This window comes from Priestia sp. 10L35, from assembly GCF_056395685.1.
The window spans coordinates 92,445-112,301 of record NZ_JBFTKA010000008.1 but is presented as its reverse complement, the minus strand read 5'-3'; the positions used below and the strand labels follow the sequence as shown (position 1 = coordinate 112,301).

General features: G+C 38.0%; 20 protein-coding genes and 1 riboswitch. Of the genes, 13 read left to right on the top strand and 7 right to left on the bottom strand.

The window, feature by feature from the left end; genetic code table 11:
* Nucleotides 1-412 precede the first annotated feature (412 nt).
* The 6 genes from AC1DEF_RS23870 to AC1DEF_RS23845 all read left to right on the top strand — a co-directional run bounded on the left by AC1DEF_RS23870 (nucleotide 413) and on the right by AC1DEF_RS23845 (nucleotide 6,341).
* Nucleotides 413-1,141 carry an amino acid ABC transporter ATP-binding protein gene (locus tag AC1DEF_RS23870; RefSeq protein WP_043975780.1) on the top strand — a complete coding sequence of 243 codons (729 nt, stop codon included), beginning with the start codon at nucleotides 413-415 and terminating at the stop codon, nucleotides 1,139-1,141.
* A gap of 21 nt (nucleotides 1,142-1,162) precedes the next feature.
* A complete protein-coding gene (locus AC1DEF_RS23865) occupies nucleotides 1,163-1,978 on the top strand; it encodes a transporter substrate-binding domain-containing protein (RefSeq protein WP_013055073.1) in 816 nt (271 codons plus the stop codon).
* Nucleotides 1,979-2,052: 74 nt separating this feature from the next.
* Nucleotides 2,053-2,691, top strand: a complete 639-nt coding sequence (locus AC1DEF_RS23860) for an amino acid ABC transporter permease (RefSeq protein WP_016762799.1) — start codon at nucleotides 2,053-2,055, stop codon at nucleotides 2,689-2,691.
* Between the two features lie 14 nt (nucleotides 2,692-2,705).
* Complete coding sequence (locus tag AC1DEF_RS23855) at nucleotides 2,706-3,356, top strand: amino acid ABC transporter permease (RefSeq protein ID WP_013081471.1); 651 nt, start codon at nucleotides 2,706-2,708, stop codon at nucleotides 3,354-3,356.
* 223 nt (nucleotides 3,357-3,579) lie between these two features.
* Nucleotides 3,580-4,935, top strand: a complete 1,356-nt coding sequence (locus tag AC1DEF_RS23850) for an amino acid permease (RefSeq protein WP_013055076.1) — start codon at nucleotides 3,580-3,582, stop codon at nucleotides 4,933-4,935.
* Nucleotides 4,936-5,063: 128 nt separating this feature from the next.
* Entirely contained in the window at nucleotides 5,064-6,341 is a 1,278-nt protein-coding gene (locus AC1DEF_RS23845; RefSeq protein WP_097824742.1) for a DUF445 domain-containing protein, read from the top strand.
* Nucleotides 6,342-6,379: 38 nt separating this feature from the next.
* Here the strand turns inward: AC1DEF_RS23845 and AC1DEF_RS23840 are convergent, their stop codons facing one another.
* The 6 genes from AC1DEF_RS23840 to AC1DEF_RS23815 form a co-directional block, all read right to left on the bottom strand.
* Nucleotides 6,380-6,919, bottom strand: a complete 540-nt coding sequence (locus tag AC1DEF_RS23840) for a PepSY domain-containing protein (RefSeq protein WP_097824743.1) — start codon at nucleotides 6,917-6,919, stop codon at nucleotides 6,380-6,382.
* A gap of 133 nt (nucleotides 6,920-7,052) precedes the next feature.
* Nucleotides 7,053-7,628, bottom strand: a complete 576-nt coding sequence (locus tag AC1DEF_RS23835; protein WP_097824744.1) for a PepSY domain-containing protein — start codon at nucleotides 7,626-7,628, stop codon at nucleotides 7,053-7,055.
* A gap of 72 nt (nucleotides 7,629-7,700) precedes the next feature.
* On the bottom strand, nucleotides 7,701-9,047 hold the full coding sequence (locus AC1DEF_RS23830; RefSeq protein WP_097824745.1) for a HAMP domain-containing sensor histidine kinase: 1,347 nt from the start codon (nucleotides 9,045-9,047) through the stop codon (nucleotides 7,701-7,703).
* A gap of 3 nt (nucleotides 9,048-9,050) precedes the next feature.
* Nucleotides 9,051-9,782, bottom strand: a complete 732-nt coding sequence (locus AC1DEF_RS23825) for a response regulator transcription factor (RefSeq protein WP_271995252.1) — start codon at nucleotides 9,780-9,782, stop codon at nucleotides 9,051-9,053.
* Nucleotides 9,783-9,824: 42 nt separating this feature from the next.
* The gene (locus tag AC1DEF_RS23820) at nucleotides 9,825-11,486 is read right to left on the bottom strand and encodes a sensor histidine kinase (protein ID WP_477727567.1); all 1,662 of its coding nucleotides are present in this window, start codon (nucleotides 11,484-11,486) and stop codon (nucleotides 9,825-9,827) included.
* 89 nt (nucleotides 11,487-11,575) lie between these two features.
* On the bottom strand, nucleotides 11,576-12,301 hold the full coding sequence (locus AC1DEF_RS23815; protein ID WP_097824747.1) for a response regulator transcription factor: 726 nt from the start codon (nucleotides 12,299-12,301) through the stop codon (nucleotides 11,576-11,578).
* A gap of 170 nt (nucleotides 12,302-12,471) precedes the next feature.
* Between AC1DEF_RS23815 and AC1DEF_RS23810 the strand changes: the two genes are divergently transcribed.
* The 7 genes from AC1DEF_RS23810 (at nucleotide 12,472) to AC1DEF_RS23780 (ending at nucleotide 19,263) form a co-directional block, all read left to right on the top strand.
* Nucleotides 12,472-13,686, top strand: a complete 1,215-nt coding sequence (locus AC1DEF_RS23810; RefSeq protein ID WP_097824748.1) for a DUF418 domain-containing protein — start codon at nucleotides 12,472-12,474, stop codon at nucleotides 13,684-13,686.
* Between the two features lie 35 nt (nucleotides 13,687-13,721).
* The gene (locus AC1DEF_RS23805; RefSeq protein ID WP_097824749.1) at nucleotides 13,722-14,405 is read left to right on the top strand and encodes an ABC transporter permease; all 684 of its coding nucleotides are present in this window, start codon (nucleotides 13,722-13,724) and stop codon (nucleotides 14,403-14,405) included.
* Nucleotide 14,406: 1 nt separating this feature from the next.
* Nucleotides 14,407-15,339 (top strand): ABC transporter ATP-binding protein, encoded by a 933-nt coding sequence (locus tag AC1DEF_RS23800; protein ID WP_043975756.1) that lies wholly within the window; start codon nucleotides 14,407-14,409, stop codon nucleotides 15,337-15,339.
* A gap of 146 nt (nucleotides 15,340-15,485) precedes the next feature.
* The gene (locus tag AC1DEF_RS23795; RefSeq protein ID WP_043975754.1) at nucleotides 15,486-16,079 is read left to right on the top strand and encodes an undecaprenyl-diphosphatase; all 594 of its coding nucleotides are present in this window, start codon (nucleotides 15,486-15,488) and stop codon (nucleotides 16,077-16,079) included.
* Nucleotides 16,080-16,231: 152 nt separating this feature from the next.
* Nucleotides 16,232-16,651, top strand: coding sequence for an organic hydroperoxide resistance protein (locus tag AC1DEF_RS23790; RefSeq protein ID WP_013055083.1), 420 nt, complete (start codon nucleotides 16,232-16,234; stop codon nucleotides 16,649-16,651).
* 105 nt (nucleotides 16,652-16,756) lie between these two features.
* Nucleotides 16,757-16,939: riboswitch (cobalamin riboswitch) on the top strand.
* Nucleotides 16,940-17,072: 133 nt separating this feature from the next.
* Nucleotides 17,073-17,870 (top strand): HoxN/HupN/NixA family nickel/cobalt transporter, encoded by a 798-nt coding sequence (locus AC1DEF_RS23785; RefSeq protein WP_013055084.1) that lies wholly within the window; start codon nucleotides 17,073-17,075, stop codon nucleotides 17,868-17,870.
* 229 nt (nucleotides 17,871-18,099) lie between these two features.
* On the top strand, nucleotides 18,100-19,263 hold the full coding sequence (locus AC1DEF_RS23780; RefSeq protein ID WP_043975748.1) for a M20 family metallopeptidase: 1,164 nt from the start codon (nucleotides 18,100-18,102) through the stop codon (nucleotides 19,261-19,263).
* A 69-nt stretch (nucleotides 19,264-19,332) separates the two neighbouring features.
* On the opposite strand, the gene AC1DEF_RS23775 is transcribed toward AC1DEF_RS23780, so the two are convergent.
* Entirely contained in the window at nucleotides 19,333-19,755 is a 423-nt protein-coding gene (locus tag AC1DEF_RS23775; protein ID WP_016762814.1) for a DoxX family protein, read from the bottom strand.
* Nucleotides 19,756-19,857: the final 102 nt, after the last annotated feature.

The following is a 19,857-nucleotide window of genomic DNA, read 5'->3' as shown; positions in this document are numbered from 1 at the left end:
GAATAGAAGCTTGTAGTTTCTTTTTTTATTAATTTACCGGTAAGGTAATTATATATATTAATATAGTAAAAATATAGACGGATAATTAGAAAGATGGGTAGTTAGAGAGAACTGCCCCATAAAAATGAAAGACAATTCGTATAAAGATATGCGTTAACTAATATAATCTACTGATTAAGCTTATACAAGTACCTTCAGCCTAGCGAACGTATGCTTACATATCGGCAAATGCCAACAAAGCCTTTTATTTTTCTAGCATATTTTATTTGAAGATAGTTCATTTTGATTACAAAAAAGAGATAATTTGTCAACTGTTGACTTTGCTTTAAGGGTAAGAATATAATTTTTAACATATTTTAAATATTTTAAAAATTTAAATATTTATTGTTGTTCGCAGATTAGGAGGGGGAAAATGATTGTTTTTGACGGAGTGAATAAATATTACGGTGATTTTCACGTATTAAAAGATATCAATTTAACAATTGAAAAGGGTGAGGTTGTCGTCGTAATTGGACCTTCGGGTTCAGGTAAAAGTACGATGCTGCGATGCATAAATTATTTAGAAACAATATCTAACGGACAGTTAACGGTAAATAATATATTGGTCGCAGATAAAAAAACAAATATTAATAAACTGCGCCGCAATATAGGTATGGTGTTTCAGCATTTTTATTTATATCCGCATAAAACAGTTTTAGAAAATATCACTTTAGCACCTATGAAAGTATTGGGACAGTCGTCAGAAGAAGCTAAGAAGACAGCCCTATACTATTTAAATAAAGTCGGAATCGGTGAAAAAGCTAACGCCTACCCGTCCCAGCTGTCAGGCGGCCAGCAGCAGCGTGTAGCTATTGCAAGGGGACTTGCGATGAAACCAGAAATTATGCTTTTTGATGAGCCTACCTCTGCTCTTGATCCAGAAATGATTGGAGAAGTGCTGGATGTCATGAAAACATTGGCTAAAGAAGGAATGACCATGGTAGTTGTAACTCATGAAATGGGGTTTGCGAAAGAAGTAGCGGACCGCATTGTATTTATGGATCAAGGAAAAATCTTAGAAGAGGCAACTCCGGCTGAGTTTTACGAAAACCCGCAAGAAGAAAGGGCACGTTTATTTCTTAGCCGTATTTTAAATCATTAATTGTTTAATAGGGGGAGTAATATGAAGAAATCAAAAACGTTTTTAAAGGCAGCTGTGCTTTCATTAGCAGCGGCTATGATGTTAGCAGCTTGTGGAGGGAAAAGTGAAGAAACGAGTGGATCATCAGCTAAAAAAGATGCGCTCACTGAAATCAAAGACCGAGGGAAAATCGTTATTGGAGTTAAAAATGATACGCGTTTGTTTGGCTTAAAGAATCCAAAGACGGGTGAAGTAGAAGGTTTTGATGTTGATATTTCTAAGCAGCTGGCTAAAGAGATTTTAGGCGATGAAAACAAGGTGGAATTTAAAGAAGTTACGTCCAAAACAAGGGTTCCTCTTCTTCAAAAAGGAGATATTGACGCTGTTGTTGCGACAATGACTATTACAGACGAACGTAAAAAAGAAGTAGATTTTACGGATGTATATTTCCAAGCCGGACAGTCTCTTCTTGTGAAAAAAGGCAGTAAAATTAAAAGCGTTGATGATTTAAAGAAAGGTACTAAAGTGTTGGCTGTTAAAGGATCAACCTCAGCTATTAATATTCGTGAAAAAGCACCAGAGACAACGGTATTAGAGTTTGAAAACTATGCAGAAGCATTTACAGCTTTAAAATCTAAGCAAGGAGATGCTTTAACAACTGATGATGCGATTCTTTATGGAATGGCTGATGAAGATCCTTCTTATGAATTGGTAGGAAAGCCGTTCACAGAAGAGCCTTATGGCATTGCTGTGAAAAAAGGAAACAAAGAGCTGGTAGATGCATTAAACGATGCGCTTAAAAAGATAAAAGACTCTGGAAAATATGATGAAATTCACGACAAGTGGATCAAACAATAAGCGTACAGTTTTCTTTTCTCAGGATGAGCAGCATTATGCTCATCCTGCTTGTTTAGTTGAAAGGAGGAAGAAAATTGTTGGATTTTTCAATTCTGACGAACAATATGGATCTTTATTTAGAAGGTTTTAAGTACACCATTATCGCCAGTCTGATTGCTTTAGTGGCCAGTTTTGTACTTGGTACAATCATTGCGGTAATGCGAATAGCCCCTCTCAAAATAGTAAATGTAATTGGTACGGTCTATGTAGAGTTCATTCGAAATATTCCCCTTGTGGTTATCGTCTTTTTTATTTTTATTGTGGCGGGAATCAGCGGTACAGCGGCCGGAGTGCTGGGACTAACTATTTATACGGCAGCTTTTATAGCCGAAGCCATACGAGCGGGAATTATGGCAGTTCCAAAAGGGCAGCTTGAAGCGGCACGTTCATCTGGCCTCACGTACGGTCAGGCGATGCGGTTCATTGTATTGCCTCAAGCCATTAAAATCGTCATTCCTCCTCTTGGGAATCAATTCATTAATTTAGTCAAAAACTCATCGGTGTTAGGGATTGTTGCTGGTTTTGATTTAATGTATCAGGCAGATCTTGTTTCCTCTCAAACTTACGTAGTGTTTGATGTGTATATTTTTGTGGCTCTGTTCTATTTAGTTCTAACGATTCCGTTAAGCTTAGGAGTTGGTTATCTTGAGAAACGTCTTGGTAAAACAAGCTGAAAGGAGTGAAAGTGATGGATTTTATGGGTGCTTATTCTCCTGATCACCTTTCCTTCTTAATGGAAGGATTTTGGGTCACTTTAAAAGTAGCATTCATTTCGATTGTATTAAGTTTTCTTATTGGAAGTATAGTAGGTATTTTAAGGTATGCCCGCATTCCAGTTCTGTCTCATGTACTTGCTTTTATCGTAGAAATTATCCGGAATTTGCCGCTGCTTTTAATCATCTTTTTTACATACTTTGCTTTACCTGAAATCGGAATTGATATGGAAATTACGTCAGCAGCGATTGTGGCCCTTACTGTATTTGAATCTGCTATGATTTCAGAGATTATCCGAAGCGGATTAAAATCAATTGAAAAAGGACAAATCGAAGCGGCGCGATCATCAGGTTTAAACTATTATCAAACGCTTCGTTTCGTTGTGCTGCCCCAAGCTTTGCGGAGAATGGTGCCTCCTTTAGTTAGTCAATTTATTTCCTTATTAAAAGATACGTCGCTTGCAGTAGTGATCGCACTTCCTGATTTGCTGCATAACGCTCAAATCATTTACGGACAGAAACAAAGCTACGTAGTCCCAATGTTTTTGATCATCGCGATGATGTATTTTATTGTAAACTATGCTTTATCTATCATTGCAAGAAGACTAGAAGTCAAAAGGGTGTAGATACTCTTTTGACTTTATTTTTGGAAAATAAATAACATTGACAATGTATTGATTCAACGCATAAAATGACTAAAGTAACAGTGGTAAAATCAGATCATTTTCATTCATCATAGAGAAGAAAAACAGTGTTGGTTCACCCCCTACTGAATATCCGGTAGGGGTTTTTGCGCAAGAAGTGATTTGGTTAAACTAACACGTAAAATGAACAGAAGGGACGGGCATCATGGAAAAACAAGATCAAAATTTAAAAAAAGGTCTGTTGCCTCGTCATGTGCAGCTCATTGCGCTTGCCGGTATGATTGGGACAGGCATTTTTAAAGGCAGTGCTGATACGCTAGGTATTGCAGGACCAAGTGTTGTACTGGCGTATTTATTTGGCGGTCTTATCTTATTTATTGTAATGACAGCATTGGCGGAGATGGCAATTGTCTATCCGAATATGAACGTACAAAATTTAGTGCATAAGGCATTCGGTACGCAAACCTCTTTTATTGTAGGGTGGCTGTACTGGGTGAACTGGATTGTCGTGACAGTTGTTGAACTGCTTGCGGGAGGAAGCTTTTTGAAGTTTTGGTTCCCTTCTGTACCTCTTTGGCTCTTAAGCTTTCTCTGTGCAGTGCTAATTGTAGGGATGAATTTATTTCAAGTGAAGTATTACGGAGAAATTGAGTTTTGGTTTGCCGGTATTAAAGTAATTGCTCTTACTGCTTTTATCATTTTGGGAGCTTTCATTTTATTCGGTGTGATTCCAAGTGATGTGCAAAACCCCTGGGCAAATTATACGGCTCATGGAGGCTTTTTTCCTCACGGCATGAGCGGTGTGCTGAGTGCCTTTTTAATTGTGATGTTCTCTTACGGCGGAGCTGAATTAATTGGTGTGGCCGTAACGGAAACAAAAGATGTGAAAAACGTGTTACCGAAAGTGATCAAAGGCACAGTATGGCGAGTGATTGGCTTTTACATCTTGCCTATTTTAATTATTTGCGGCCTTATGCCCTGGAATTCTGTATCAGGACAAGACAGTCCATTTGTCCAAGTGTTTAGTATCACCGGACTGCCGGGTGCGGCTCATATTATGAACTTCGTTTTATTAACGGCCGTTTTATCAGCAGCGAATTCAGGGATGTATGCAACTTCGCGTACGCTCTATGCTATGGCTCAAAGCGGGGAAGCATCAAAGCGCTTCTTAAAAGTTTCAAAAAACGGTATTCCGATTAATGGTTTAATGATTACGGCTGTTTGTATTTTAATGGGTGTGTTTTTAGCTTATAAAACACCAGATAATGTAATTAGTTATTTAATGACCATTCCGGGCTTCACGATTATTCTTATTTGGGTAAGCATTTGTTTAGCTCAATTAAAGCTGCGTAAAGGGTATAAAGAAAAGCCGTTTTTCGCATTAAAGTGGTTTCCTTATACAACGCTTTTTGCAACAGCAGCACTGCTTGTTATTTTTGTATCGTTTATGTTTAATAAAAACAATGTGATTGGATCAAGCGTATGTGCGGTTATCTTGGTCGTACTCCTCATTTTTTCATTTATTAATAAAAGTCGAAAAGAAAAAAAGTTTGAAGTATAGCAAAAAGGCAATATACTAGAAAGACGAGGGTAAAAGCTTGTCTTTCTTTTTTTTGTGGAAGTTTCTGTATCACGTTACATATTTCTAGATGAAATGTTTAGTTAAATAAATAAAGGATGAGGACTATAATGGAATCAAATAATGTATTTACAACAAACCCAAAGAAGAAATCAAAGCACTTAGCCGTGATTTCTTTGGCGATTATGGGAGTGGGCTTCGTTGCCACAATGCCTTTTGGTGATTCAATTTGGGGTCGGTTGCTTCAAGGTGGGTTCGAAGCTGGATTAGTCGGCGGATTAGCGGATTGGTTTGCCGTTACGGCTCTTTTTCGTCACCCTTTAGGCATTCCTATTCCACACACTGCGCTGCTTCCTAAAAATAGACAGCGTATTACAAGAGGGCTAGTCTCAACGCTTGAAAACGACTGGCTGTCAAAAGAAAGTATTCAAGAAAAAGTAAAAAGAATTGCGGTTACACAGCGTTTGCTTCCGATTGTTCGAAAAGGTGTTCATTCGGAAACAATTCAACAAAAAGGAAGAGCACTGCTTGTTGATGCGATTAATCGTGTGGAAACAGAGAAAGTCGTTCCTATTATTGAAAAAGAGCTCAAATCATCGCTTTTAGCAATAGAGTTAAAGCCTATTGTGCATTCGATTGTTGGAGAAGTGGTAAAAAATCAGTATGATGAAAAAGCGCTTGATGTTCTTTTAAATAAAGGGGAGAGCTGGATTAAAAAAGAAGAAACGCAGTATCAGCTCGGAAGTATTGCTAAAAATGCGCTTGATAATATTGAGCTTGATGGTATTTTACAATTCGCTCTCAAATCATTTCAAAGCATGATTAATGAAGAGAAGCTAGGATCTATTTTGCAAAATTTATTGCTTTCTATTACAGGACGTCTTCGTAACGAAGATGATGAATACCGCCTTGCTTTGGTAAATGGAATTAGAAAAGAGCTGCAAGGCTTGGAGCAGAATGAAGAACTTCTTGAAAAATTAGAAGCATGGAAACAAAAAACGATTCATGAATTAAATGTAACGAATAAATTAACAGAAATTGTCGATAAAATGAAAGCGAAAGTGACAGCATTCATTGAAAGCCCTGAATTTATGAAAAGCTACGCCGTTCCTTACGTAGAGAGCTGGCTGAATGCTCTTGAAGAGGATGCACAGCGTCAAGAAGCAATTGATACGGCTATTCAAAAGCAAATCATGAGCTTTGTAGAAGAGAATCATTCGAAAATTGGACAGCTTGTTCAAGAAAACTTAGATAAATTAGATGATGAAACACTTGTGGATATGATGGAAAACAATGTCGGAAAAGATTTGCAGTGGATTCGAGTGAACGGAGCTCTATGTGGATTCTTGATTGGTATTGTATTAACGGTTATTAAATTAGCGGTATAAAAAAAGAAGCACGCTCCTTTTGGAGTGTGCTTTTTCTATTAATCATCTAGTTCTACACTGATCACGCCGCCGTTTTTAGCATCTACTGAAACAGTTGCTTCACGTTTATCGGCTGTGTCAATTTCAATTTCATATACTAAACGGTTGTTTTCTTGATCTAGATCCGTTTCATTGACCGTTCCTTTAGCACTCTTTAAAGCTGTTTTTATCGCTTGATCTAATGAAATAGCAGGGGAAACGTTTTGAAGTTTCTCTTCTTTCTCATCTTCATCGTCTTTTTGCTCTTCATCAAATTCAATGATTTTACCGCTGCTGCTGTCAATGTCTACATCGTATTCTTTATTACCTTTTATGATGTCTATTTCATATTGTTTAACGCCGTCATCTATGGCTAATTGGATATTTGTAATGTCGCCGCCGTCTGTTTTTTGAAGGGCAATGTCTTTTGCCTTTGCTTCTTCAATCGTTGTGGTTTGCTTCTTATCATTGCTTTTGGACTGGTCTGTCATTGCATATGCGCTTGCACCTAATCCACCGACTAGTACTGCACTGGCTAAAACGGTTGTAATAACTTTCATATGTTATGGCCTCCTCGATTTGTTGTTAAGACTATCTTAGCCAATGAACTTTAAAGGAAAAGAAGAAGAAGTTTAAAATTTTCTTAGAAATAAATAAAAATGGATAAAAAAAGCACAGCTTTCCGCTGTACTTTTAATCATCGTCATTTTCATAGGTGATGGAATCTACATGTCCGGAGTAAGCATTGATCATCACTTTAGCTTCTCTTGTTTTAGACTGATCAATTTCGACTTCGTAGAAGGTTTGGCCTTCTTCCTCTTCTATTTCAACTGAGGAAAACGTTCCTTTTACTTTTTGTAAAGCAATGTCTCTTGCTTGTTCCATTGAAATGAGAGGCTCGTCGGATGTAAGAGAAACTGGTGGCTGCTCGCTCTTTTTTTGCTCTTCTTCTATATTATTTTTAGTTTGAGTAGACGTTTGTTTCTCTACTTTTTGTTTGATTAATGACTGGACTTCTCCATTTTCTCCATTTACTGTGATGTGGTATGGAATATCATTTTTAAGCAAAGTGATTCGATAAATCGGTTCATCATCTTTTTGGGAAAAGCTTGCATTTTCAATAGTGCCGCCATATTTTTGCTGAATCATACTGCTGACGTCCGATTCCGATAAAATTGTATCAGGCCGATTCACTGCTTTTGCTATTCCGTAAAAGCTAGCTGAACCAACAGCAAGAAAAATAAGTATAAAAAGCACCGTTTTCTTCATACATTCACCTCCAGTATCTTAAAAAGTAGTATAGCAGGTGATTCTTAAAAATCTCTAAGAAAAGGCGAGAAATCAAAGAGGAAAGGAAACCGTTACTGATGTCCCTTTTCCTTCTTGGCTGTTAATCTCAATACGCCCGCTATGAGCTTCTACAATCTTTCGAGCAATGGATAATCCAAGTCCAGAACCACCGGTTTCTCGATTTCTTGCTTTATCTACGCGAAAAAAGCGTTCGTACACGTTGGATAAGTCTTCTTTTGGAATGCCAATTCCTTGATCTGTGACCGTAATCATAAAGCTTTCGCTTCTTGTTATGGTTACCTCTACCGCTTTTTCACTATATTTAATAGCATTATCTAAGAGGATGTACAGCAGCTGCTTTAAGCGTTTTTCATCCGCTGTTACGACGGGATGATCCGTTTTTATATTTAAATAAATGGTTCGTTCAAAAGCTTGTTCTAGATGCTTGATTGTTTGGTTACAGACGGCCGCCGCATCTACGTGTTCCATGTGAAGCTCCCGCTGCGACTCATCTTTCGCAAGCACCAGCATTTGAGACGTAAGCTGTTTCATGCGTAAAGACTCAGAGTGAATGGCTTCGATGGCTTCTTCTAAAATATCAGGCCGCTTCATTCCCCATCGTTTTAGCATATTGGCATAGCTTTCTACAACGGTCAGGGGTGTTTTTAATTCATGAGAAGCATCGGATACGAACTGCTCTTGCTTTTTATAGTTTTCCTCTAATAAATCCATCATATTATTGAAGGTGTTGGCCATTTGATCTAACTCATCTTTAGAAGGAGAAGAGAGGTCAATTTTTTTGAATGTACGAGACACTTGAATTTCTTCCATAGTATGAATAAGAGATTTGATAGGCCGCAAAATAATTTTACTTAAAAGCCGTCCAGCAAATATAGTTGGAATTAATATAACAAGAGAGGCAATGAGCAAGATAAATTTTAATGTCTGCAGAGATTGTTCCACATCTGCCAGTTGTTCCGTGACTTCCAAAGAAACAACTTCACCGTTCGTCCAAATGACAGGGGTGTGTGAAATCGCGTATAGATGGCCGTCATCTTCTTTGATGCTTGTTTGTTCATTTGAATAATAGGAATAAGGTAAGTCCTGAAGCTCTTTCGTTTGATCCGTAACGGATACAACTAAAGGACTGCCGGATTTGGGTAAAATACGAATCATTCCGTTAGGAGGCAAATAGGCACGAAGCAAGTTGGCTTGTTTAACCGTCGCACTCGTTTGCTTTAGCCCATTTGTTACATTGCTTGTTTCTGCTTGCAAACGTTCAATTGCGTTGTCTTCCATGGTCTTCGTGAAAATGAAGTAAATCGAACTGTTTGCAATTACTAGCAGAATAAAAAGCAGCGCAGTTGATGTAAGAATAATCTTTGTTTGTAGTTTCATAAGCTACTCCTTCAGCATGTAGCCAACGCCGCGCACTGTTTGAATGTAAGGAGTTGAAAATGAAGCATCAATCTTTTTACGTAAATAACGAATGTATACGTATACAATATTTGTGTCTCCGTAATAATCAAATCCCCAAACGTTTGTAAGAAGCTGTTCAAAGCTCAGCACTTGATTTTTGTTTTGAAGCATATAGACAAGTAAATCATATTCTTTAGGAGTCAGCTCAATAGCTTCATTTTCACGCGTAACTTCTCGCGTTTTTTCGTTAACGACTAAATTGCCTAGTTGAAGAGTGGCTGTTTCTTGTTCAGCAGTCGATGTTGATGCAGGATGGCGAAGCCATACGCGAATGCGTGCAAAAAGCTCTTCAATTTGAAAAGGCTTTGTAATGTAGTCGTTTGCTCCTAAATCCAGTCCGCTTACCTTATCAGGAAGGGCGTCTCGAGCTGTTAATAAGATAACGGGCGTTTGATCATCATTTGCTCGAATGCGACGAAGTACTTCGAGTCCGCTCAGTTCAGGAAGCATCACATCTAAAAGCAGCAAATCCCAATCGTGTTCTTGAAACTCTGCTAATCCTTCTGTTCCCGTGTAAGCCATGCCCGTTTCGTACCCTTCATGTTCAAGCTCGAGCTGAATTAAACGAGCAATTTTGCGCTCATCTTCTACAATTAAAATTCTGCCTTTACTCAACAAAAATTCCCCCTTGTGTCTATGTATAGTTGCGTACATTATAGCACGGAGAGATTGGAGGTGTATAAAAACAGCCGGAGGTTAGTCCGGCTGCTGATCTGCTGAAAGAGGAAGGTGCAAGATAATGGCAGTGCCTTCGTGAAGAGTAGATCTTACTTCGATATGGCCTTTATGAAGTTCACAAATAGCTTTTGCGATGCTCATGCCAAGTCCAGCACCTTCTGTTTTTTCCGTTGTATTTGTGCCGCGGTAATAGCGGTCAAATAAATTTTTCTGTGTTTCTTCATCCATTCCAATTCCATCATCTTGAATCGTAATCAAGACGCGGTCAATTTTTATCGCGGTCGAAATTGTAATGGTAGTGTTCTTAGGGTTATGTTTAATAGCATTAAAAATTAAATTATCAAGCATTCGTTCAAACCAGCGCGGGTCAGCTTGAGTAAAAGGTTGAAGATGAGCGGGCACATAAGAGAAGTGAACATTTTCAATGGTTCTATCGTTAACGAATTTTAAAACAATATGCTGAAGTAGTTGATGAACGTCCACTTTTTTTGTTTCTAAAACAACCACGTTATTTTTAAGCTTAAAGGCTAGTGAAAAATCCTCTACAAGCTCCACCATGTATTCACTTTTATCACGGAGTGTTTGGCCAATTTCTTTTAACTCTTCTTCGTTCCAATTGTAATGGCCGCTTTCAAGCATATGCCCATATCCTTGAATCGTCGAAAGAGGTGTGCGCAAATCATGTGATATTCCCGTCATCCATTCTTCGCGAGTAGTTTCTAGCTGCTTTCGTTCTTTTTCAGCTAAGCTAAGCTGCTCCGCCATCTCATAAAAAGCTGTGATTACTTCTGAATACAGACGATATTGAAAGCGTACTTTTCCATTCTTCCGAAAGACGCGCTTCCGCTCTTTTTCTGTTAGCACCTCTGAATAGTTTCCGCTTCCCATGCGCCCGAGCCAGCTGGTGAAGAGAAGTAAGGGGCCGCCGTAGCGAAAAGCGTTCCAGATGGAGAAAGCGATGGTGGCTATAAGAACGGAAACAGCCACGATGATGGAGATCATCCAAGCTTTTCGAATAATAGATTCATCGGTTATACTGTGGTAATTATTAGGAGTGTAAAAAACCCATGAAATTTTCTTCTTTGGATCATGGAATACAGTAGCTGTTGAATCATATTTATCTTGTTCAATTTTTCGGGAAATAATTTCTAAAGGATCGTAACGTGTTTTTTCTTTAGACATTCTAATTGAAGCTAAGATATCACCTTTCTCATTTAAAATTTGAAGCGAAGCATCTTTTTCTTTTAACGCCTTTTTGATAAGAGGGATATCGCTTTTGGGAGGCACACTTTGTTTATTGTATTCAGCATACAAAGCATATAGCTGGTCTTTTAAATCACTTTTATAGCCCAAAATATAATAAGTAGGTGTAGTCAAAAAGGTATCAAGTTCTGTTACTACATTATAGCCTTTAAATTTTTTGGTTTTATCCATTTCTAATAACTCTGAAAGACCGTAGTGCTTAGGTAAGTCTTTTGGGGAGTTAATTTCTCCAATTACTTTTCCTTGTTTGTTCAGTACTTGGTACCATAGTCCTTCTTGTTTAAGTTGTTTTGCTAAATCATCTGAAACGGTTGCTTTTCCACCTTCAACTGTTGTACCCCCCGTTAACACGCTAAGTGATCCAGAGGGTAAGTCTCTTTTTATATCTTGCTTTGAAAGGTAATAAGCTAGAAACATTAAAGCGCAAAAAAGAACGCAGCAAACACATGCAATAATCGCAATAAACTGAAATGAAAAATGAAAGGTCAACCTTCTTTTAATGGATTTCATAGCGCTTTTCCGTTCACTAATTTATACCCAAGCCCTCGTACCGTAACTAAATGTTTTGGGTTGCTAGGATTATCTTCAATTCGTTCTCGAATTCTTCGAATATGCACGGTTACTGTATTATCGTCTACAAACTGATTATATCCCCAGACGGCTTCAAGAAGCTGTGATTTAGAAAGAACAATATTCATATTTTTACAAAAGTGAAGAAGCAATAAAAACACTTGTGCGGGGCAAGAAACCGTTTGACCGTCCACAATGAGTTCTCCTGCCGATTCATCTACAGTAAAACGATCAAACTCATAGCGATTTGACGATTGTGGTTCCGTTCTTATAGAAGTTCCTTCAGTCAGCGCTTGCTTTCTGCGCAGTCGTGCTTTAATTCGTGCCGCAATTTCTAAAGGATTAAACGGCTTAGTTACGTAGTCGTCTCCTCCCATGGCGAAACCCGTTAGTACGTCCAGGTCGGATACTTTGGCTGTTATGAATAAAATATACGCGTTTGAGAGCTCACGAATTTTAGGACAGATATCAAATCCGCTTTGATCGGGAAGCATTACGTCCAACAAAATAATATCAATTGTTTGATTATGTAAAACATTCAGCGCTTCTTGAGCGGTGTGAGCTTTATAAATTTGGTTGAATCCTTCTTTTTTTAATACTGTCTCCAGCATTTTGACGATGGCAATTTCATCATCAACTAGCAATATAGACGCATCTTCCAACGTAAATCACCTCTGTTTCATTTCATACGTATTCGATTTTAGCATAAGAACATTACGAAAAGATTAACAAAATTGGAAAATGTTAAGGAAAAGATAATCTCCTGGTTATTTTCTTGAAAACTTCATTTCATATACTAAATGTACAGACACATAGTAAAGGAGTTAAAAGGATGAGTAATGATTTTAGGCGGGTTAAAGTAATTGATAGTATGAGAGGATTCAGCTTGTTTGGTATTTTACTAGCGAATATGCTGATTTTTCAATATGGCATTTACGGAAAGGATATGATTCATCTCTTCTCGCTATCACCAAGTGATTCAGCAGCCTATGTCTTTTTAAAAGTCGCGGTAGAGGAAAGTTTTATGCCGATTTTCACCTTTTTATTTGGCTATTCAATGGTGAAGATGAAAGAAAGTTTAGAAAGAAGGAAGCTAGGCGTAAAAAGGCATTTCTTTCGCCGTTTTCTTCTACTTCTAGGGTTTGGCTTACTGCATGGAGTGTTTTTATGGGAAGGAGATATTCTTACGTTTTACGGAATGATGGGAGTATTTTTACTACTTTTCTTTTTAAAGCGTAAAGCCAAAACAATTTTGGTGTGGGCATCGATTTTGCTGCTCCTTACAGGAGCAGCCGGATACGGTTCATTAAACGATAATATGTATCTTCTTAGCGATAAACAAACGCTTACGACATATGTAAAAGATACGATTCATGTGTATGGAAGTGGAACTTATGAACAAATTAAAGACCACCGCAACAATGTTGATCCGATGAATATAGCAGGATATAAATTTGCTTTTGCCTTCTTGTTTACGCCATTTATAATGGGCGCTTTGTTTTTATTTGGTATGTATGCAGGAAAGAAAAAGTGGTTTTACGATGTTTCAGCTAATCAAAAACAGTATGGCCGTTGGGCAGCCGCGCTGATTCCGCTTGGCTTGCTGTTAAAAGGGACTATGTACGTATGGCCAGATGCGAATTGGGCTGGTTCTACACATATGTTAGGTGGAAGTCTTCTATCTCTTGGTTATATTGCAGGCTTTGCTTGGTTATATGCGAAATACGAGAAGTCATTTTTGATAAAGGCTTTTGAAAGTGTAGGCAGGATATCGCTTAGTAATTATTTAATGCAAACGGTCATATGCACGACGATTTTTTACGGTTACGGATTAGGTTATTTCGGAAAGCTCGGCATGATTGCAGGGATTTTTGTCTGCATAGGTATTTACGGAATTCAGCTTATCAGCAGCTATATGTACGTGCAAAAATTTCAAACTGGACCGGTGGAAAAGCTACTGCGTATATGGACAAATTTTTCTTGGAGTGGAAAGCCCAAAGAAAAAAAAGCCTTACCGGCGGAAGTAAATCATCCTTTTGTTGGATGATAGCAGTCAAACTTATTTAAAAGGAGATTTTAAAAATGTGGGCTATTAGTGTAAAAGAGTTTCAAAGCTTATTTAAAAGTATTAAATCAATTATCGTTATCTTAATCGTATGCGGTGCTTCCTATGGAATAGCCCATATAGTTAGTCAACTTGGAGGTCAACTGACGAGTGCACAGATTCAAGATGGAGCCAACGGGGGAATTTTGGCGATGCTTCTCGGGTTCGGACCTTTATTTATTTCAAGTCTTTCTCATAATGTTATTAATCAAGAAATTAAAACAAGAACAGCAAGGTTTTTAGTTACCAAAACATCAAGAGAGCGTATTGTACTAGGGAAATTCTTAGGTATTTGCTGTTTCTGGCTTGTTTGTATCTCTATTTCATTTCTACTGATTGTGTTTATTTCGCATCATTTTTCTTTTTATATATTTTTAGAGTGCCTGCTATTCACCGTTTGTATCATTTCATTTGTTTTAATGCTTTCAGCTTTAATGCCAAGCCCAACTCATACTATGTTTTTATCAATTATTTTATCGTTTGTTCTACCGGTACTGAGCGTGTGGAGCATATTTTCATCAAAAGCGTACATTGCATGGTTTAAGTATGTGACACCCTACTACTATTTAAAGCTGGAGAAAGGGTATCTAACAGTTCTTCTTATTTTTGCAGCACTTTGTTTATGTACGGCACTTTGGAGTTTTAAAAGGAGAGAAGTATAATATGTATGCTATTGAAACAAGTAAATTAACTAAAAAATATGGATCTAAAACAGTTGTTAACGGTATTAATTTACAGGTACCACAAGGGGAAATTTACGGATTTTTAGGAAGAAACGGAGCAGGAAAGTCTACATTTATTAATATGCTTACCGGCGTTTCATTTCCTTCAGCAGGAGAATTTACGCTGCTGGGACAGAGTGATATTGATTTAGAGCTTCAGAAGAAAATAGGTGTGCTTCCTGACTATGCTAACTTTTATGATGAGATGACAGCGCTCAATCATTTGCGCTATTTTTTAAAGATAAACGGCCATCGTTTTTCGAAAGAACACTGTAGTATTGTACTGAAGAAAGTAGGATTAGAAGGACATGAGCATCAGAAAGTTGGAAAGTTTTCATTTGGAATGAAAAAGAAGTTAGGAATTGCTCAAGCAATTGTAGCAGACCCAGATCTTATCTTTTTAGATGAACCAACTTCTGGAGTAGATGTTGAATCTGCTCTTCACATTCATGAACTAATAAGAGAACTCCAAAATCAAGGCAAGACAATTTTTATGACGTCTCATAATTTAAATGAAGTTGAGAAGATTTGTACACGTGTAGCGATTATGAAAAATGGGGTCATTTTAATAGAAGGTACAATGGAAGAGCTGCGCTTTCAATATCAAGCGAAAAAAACGGTGATGATTAAACATGATCCCTACCCAAGCAGTCATAAAGAATATATTCAACAGTTTTTCCGTACGTTGAGTCCCGAAGTTGAATACCATCACATGTACACAAAAGTGATGCTTCAAAAAGAAAGAAATATTCCTCTTATTATTCGCGAATTGATTCAATGCGGCATCGACATTTATCAAGTTCACGTCGAAGAACCTTCTTTAGAGGAAATCTTTTTGCAAAAAAATATTGTGGATCACTCACAGGTGAGTTAATGGGCGAAAGTCCGTTGGTTTACTACTCAGTCTGAATACATTATTTATAAATACCAGTTAGGAAGCTTCTGACAAAAATATGTTCATTTTCTCAAGAAACTGATAAGATAGCTAATGACATTTAAAAATAAGAAAGGATTTCGATTATGTTATCAGCTATTAATTCAGTAGATTATACCATCTTCCACGCGGTGAATCAGTATGCCTCACACGTAAAGCCTCTAGATTCGCTGATGGTATTCTTTGCAGATTATGCCCAGTATGTACTTATCGTTTTACTCGGCTTGTTTTTACTTATTAATAAAAACGGCAGCCGTGTTGTAGCATTTCAAGCTTTGTGTGCTTGTGCCACAGGAGTCATTATCAATAAAGTGATTAGTTTATTTGCTTATCGAGATCGTCCGTTTATCTCTCACCACGTGAATCAGCTTGTTGATCACGCCGCAAATTCTTCATTTCCAAGCGATCATGCTACATCTGCATTAGTTATCACTTTTACCATTTGGCTGCATTTCAAACGTTCAGGACGCATGTGGGTTGTCATGGGCGTACTCATTGCCTTTTCACGCGTATGGGTTGGCGTTCATTATCCATTCGATGTGTTAACAGGAGCCGTTTTAGGCTGCGTGCTGGCGCTGTTTATTCATTATGTTATTTTTAATACGAAACTGATGAGGTCCATTACCAACTTGTCTATTTTTCGAAAATCAGCTTATGACGAACAGTCTCAATATTATTAAGAAAAAGTCGCAAATACGCGGCTTTTTTTATTGGGAAATTTTTAATGTATTTAATACTTGTTTTTTAAAATTAAATTGTGTACAATTAAATCACAGAAACGACAAATAAAAAACTTTTAATAAAATTAATGAAAAAGAGGAGAGGTTTATACATGAAAGCTTTATATGAAACAACAGTCGTTAACACAGGTGGAAGAACAGGAGAAGTTCACTCTTTAGATAACATCTTTAACTTAGACGTTGCAACACCTCCAGCGCTTGGTGGAGAAGCAACAACAGCAACAAACCCAGAGCAGCTGTTTGCAGCTGGATACAGTGCTTGTTTCAACAGCGCGTTAGAATTTATGTTGAAAAAACATAACGTAGAAATCAAAAGCAGTGAAGTAAAAGCTACTGTTCAGCTGCTTCCTGATAAAGCTGATCAAGGAGTGAAAATTGGAGTAGCGCTTGAAGCACATATCGAAGGCTTAGATTTAGAAACAGCGAAAAAATATGTAGACCTAGCTCATTCATACTGTCCGTATTCAAAAGCAATCAGCGGCAACGTAGACGTAACGGTAGAAGTAGTTTAATTGCTTTAAAAAGCCCTGCTAAGCATGTAAAGCTTAGCAGGGCTTTTTTATTTGAATTTTCTCTATTCATTTGTAAGCGGTACTAGTATAATGAGGAAGAAAATGAATCATTCGCACAGTTTAGGTGCTCTTACATAGCGTAAGAGGTAACAGGGAATCGAGTGCAAATCTCGAGCGGTCCAGCCACTGTAAGCAGGGAGTTTTCTATCTTATCGTCACTCAAAATGGGGAAGGCGGTAGAAAATGATGATCTCAAGCCAGGAGACCTACCTATTCTGTACACTTGACTCTTCTAGGAAAGAGGCGGTGTATCAAGGTACGCAGTGAGCAATTGCTGTTTATTTTCATATGCCGACACGTCCTCAATTTCTATAGAATTGAGGCTTTTTTACGTTTTATTTTAAAAAAAGGAGTGTAGGAAATGGAAGGTTTATCAGTTTTTTTACTTGTCTTTTTATTAGGAATCAGGCACGGATTGGATGCAGATCACTTAGCTTTTATTGATGGCCAGACCCGATATAATTGGAGAATGGGCAGCCGTTTTGCCCCGTGGGTTGGAACGCTGTTTTCACTAGGTCATGGAGGAATGGTGGCCGTCACGGCCGGGGTGCTGGGCGTGGTGATGAAGAATTTTACGTTTCCATCATATTTTGATCATTTTGCATCTTGGGTATCCATTATCTCTCTCTTTCTGATTGGAACATTAAACACATATCATTTGCTTCGAACTAAAAATAAAGAAGAAGAGTTTCAGCTGAGCGGATTAAAAGGGAAGTTTATTCCGAAAATCGCAAAAGGAACAACGAATCCTTTTTTAATTATTCTTGTAGGGGCATTGTTCGCTTTAGCAGCCGAAACGGTCAGTCAAACGGCCGTGTGGTCTCTAGCTGTAGGGAACGCAGGCAAGTATACGCCACTTTTGTTGGGACTAGTGTTTATGTTTGGCATGATGCTTACAGATACAATCGATTCGATGATTGTACATAAAATGGTGAATGAATCGAGTAAATTTGGACAATCTGCTTCCCGCTTGATGGGCTGGGTTATTGTTGTCCTCGCGTATGGTGTGTCGTTCTATTTAGCATTCACTTTCTTTAACCCATGGGCCGAAGTAAACTTTGAAATGGTTGGCGTTATTCTGTTTATTTTTTTAGTGTCTATGTTTGTTTTTGTGAGTGTGAAGTCAAAAGGGAAAAATATTAAAATAAATGTCAATTAGTCAAACGAAAGCTTTAATCTGTTGAAGATTGAAGCTTTTTTGTATGAATTTGTTGAAGTTTATGGCTATTTTCGGTCGGTTATGAATAAGTTAAAGTATTATCTGTATTTAAAGGATGGAAAATTGTCTGAAAACCATTATAATTAAGGATAATTTAAGGTCGTTATGTGAAACGTAGAACATAGTTATACGTAAAATAAATAAAAGCATTTAATGCAAGCAGCAGGGGTTGTTTGGAGGAGGAATTGATTTGAGTCAGGTAATGGTAGAACAAAGCGTGTTTAGTTATTTAAAAGAACACGAACAAGATATGCTTGAAGATTTAATTGGATTTGTGAAAAAAGAATCACCGTCCTACAGTAAAGAGTTAGTAGATCAGTGTGGAATGTATTTAACGCAGCTGTTTCAAAAGCGGTTAGGGGTAGGGTACGAAATCATAGAAGAAAAAGAAGTAGGAAACCACTTGAAATTTACGATTGGAGAAGGAGAAAAGCAGCTTTTAATTATCGGTCATTTTGACACGGTATGGGAAAAGGGGAGGCTGAGTCTAAGAACGGAGGGAAACAAGCTGTATGGTCCGGGAATTTTAGACATGAAAGGCGGCATTGTACAATCTATATGGGCGATTAAAGCGATTCAAGAGCTTGGCTTATCGCTCGATAAAAAAATTGTGTTTTTCTGTAATTCGGATGAAGAGATTGGGTCAATTTCTTCTAAAAAATACATTGAAGAAGAAGCACAAAGAAGTGAAGCAGTGCTAGTAGCGGAACCAGCGGTGGCGGGTTCAGGTGCGTTAAAAACGTCACGCAAAGGAGCGGGGATTTTCACCGTAAAAGTATGGGGACGAGCAGCACACGCGGGTAATCACCACAAAGAAGGAATCAATGCGATTGAAGAGCTGGCGCGCCAAGTGATTTTCTTGCAGGGCTTAACAGATTATGAAAAAGGTACAACGGTGAACGTTGGGACATTTACGGGAGGCAGCGGTACAAATGTAGTGCCGGAATATGCAGAAGCGCACGTGGATTTACGTGTTTCTACAGAAGAAGAAGCAAAACGCATGACGGATATTATTTTGAATTTAACACCCATTTTAAAAGGGATTAAGCTCGAAGTAACGGGAGGCATGAATCGTCCTCCGATGGTCAAGTCTAAACAAACGGAAGAGCTATTTGAATGCGCTCAGTCAATCGCGGCGAAACTGGGTATGAAATTGGAAGAAGCAGCTGTGGGCGGCGGAAGTGATGGCAATTTTACAGCGGCCATTGGAGTTCCCACGCTGGATGGATTAGGAGCATGCGGAAAAGGAATACATGCAGAATATGAACATATTCAAATTGATACGTTGTCCGAGCGTTCTTCTTTATTTGCGAATTTGCTGCTGCAAATATAAAAAAAGCCCGCCTCAAACGGCGGGAACTAATTTTAAAGCTTATATTGGGAGAGTATAAGCTTTCTTTTTTTATTTACTGCTTTCTTCTTGAAGAGAAAAGGCAGTTTCTTTCTTTTTGAATACCACTGCATCAAGAGCAAGGAACTGGCTTCCTGCAAGAAATAAGTGAGCAGACATGGCAATTAAGGCAATATCAAATTCAAACCCGCCAACAAATCCGCTTTTAAGCTTGGCTGTAAAAATGGCGCCAAGCATAACTGCCACAAATAAAGCAGATACGACTCTTGTTGCTAGGCCAAGAATAATAAGAATCCCACCTACAAGTTCAATGGTTGCAACAATATATGCCATGAAACCAGGGATTCCTAAGCTATCGAAGAACCCTACTGTATTTTCAATCCCGCCTTGCCATTTTTGAAAGCCGTGTACTAAAAATGTAAAACCTAATACTAAACGAATAATAAGTGAACCAATTTCGACGTTTTTATTCACTTTACTTCCTCCTTTAAGTGTATTTGAAAAACACTACATTATGTAGTGTTAAAGCCCGAAAAAAGAAATGTAGCAATTAAATCAGAAAGTCTTTCTTATTTG

Bases quoted from the DNA above. Each gene is read 5' to 3' on its own strand.
- AC1DEF_RS23870 (WP_043975780.1), top strand. From the start codon at position 413: ATGATTGTTTTTGACGGAGTGAATAAATATTACGGTGATTTTCACGTA.
- AC1DEF_RS23865 (WP_013055073.1), top strand. From the start codon at position 1,163: ATGAAGAAATCAAAAACGTTTTTAAAGGCAGCTGTGCTTTCATTAGCA.
- AC1DEF_RS23855 (WP_013081471.1), top strand. From the start codon at position 2,706: ATGGATTTTATGGGTGCTTATTCTCCTGATCACCTTTCCTTCTTAATG.
- AC1DEF_RS23850 (WP_013055076.1), top strand. From the start codon at position 3,580: ATGGAAAAACAAGATCAAAATTTAAAAAAAGGTCTGTTGCCTCGTCAT.
- AC1DEF_RS23845 (WP_097824742.1), top strand. From the start codon at position 5,064: ATGGAATCAAATAATGTATTTACAACAAACCCAAAGAAGAAATCAAAG.
- AC1DEF_RS23840 (WP_097824743.1), bottom strand. From the start codon at position 6,919: ATGAAAGTTATTACAACCGTTTTAGCCAGTGCAGTACTAGTCGGTGGA.
- AC1DEF_RS23835 (WP_097824744.1), bottom strand. From the start codon at position 7,628: ATGAAGAAAACGGTGCTTTTTATACTTATTTTTCTTGCTGTTGGTTCA.
- AC1DEF_RS23830 (WP_097824745.1), bottom strand. From the start codon at position 9,047: ATGAAACTACAAACAAAGATTATTCTTACATCAACTGCGCTGCTTTTT.
- AC1DEF_RS23825 (WP_271995252.1), bottom strand. From the start codon at position 9,782: ATGTACGCAACTATACATAGACACAAGGGGGAATTTTTGTTGAGTAAA.
- AC1DEF_RS23820 (WP_477727567.1), bottom strand. From the start codon at position 11,486: ATGTTTCTAGCTTATTACCTTTCAAAGCAAGATATAAAAAGAGACTTA.
- AC1DEF_RS23810 (WP_097824748.1), top strand. From the start codon at position 12,472: ATGAGTAATGATTTTAGGCGGGTTAAAGTAATTGATAGTATGAGAGGA.
- AC1DEF_RS23805 (WP_097824749.1), top strand. From the start codon at position 13,722: ATGTGGGCTATTAGTGTAAAAGAGTTTCAAAGCTTATTTAAAAGTATT.
- AC1DEF_RS23800 (WP_043975756.1), top strand. From the start codon at position 14,407: ATGTATGCTATTGAAACAAGTAAATTAACTAAAAAATATGGATCTAAA.
- AC1DEF_RS23795 (WP_043975754.1), top strand. From the start codon at position 15,486: ATGTTATCAGCTATTAATTCAGTAGATTATACCATCTTCCACGCGGTG.
- AC1DEF_RS23790 (WP_013055083.1), top strand. From the start codon at position 16,232: ATGAAAGCTTTATATGAAACAACAGTCGTTAACACAGGTGGAAGAACA.
- AC1DEF_RS23785 (WP_013055084.1), top strand. From the start codon at position 17,073: ATGGAAGGTTTATCAGTTTTTTTACTTGTCTTTTTATTAGGAATCAGG.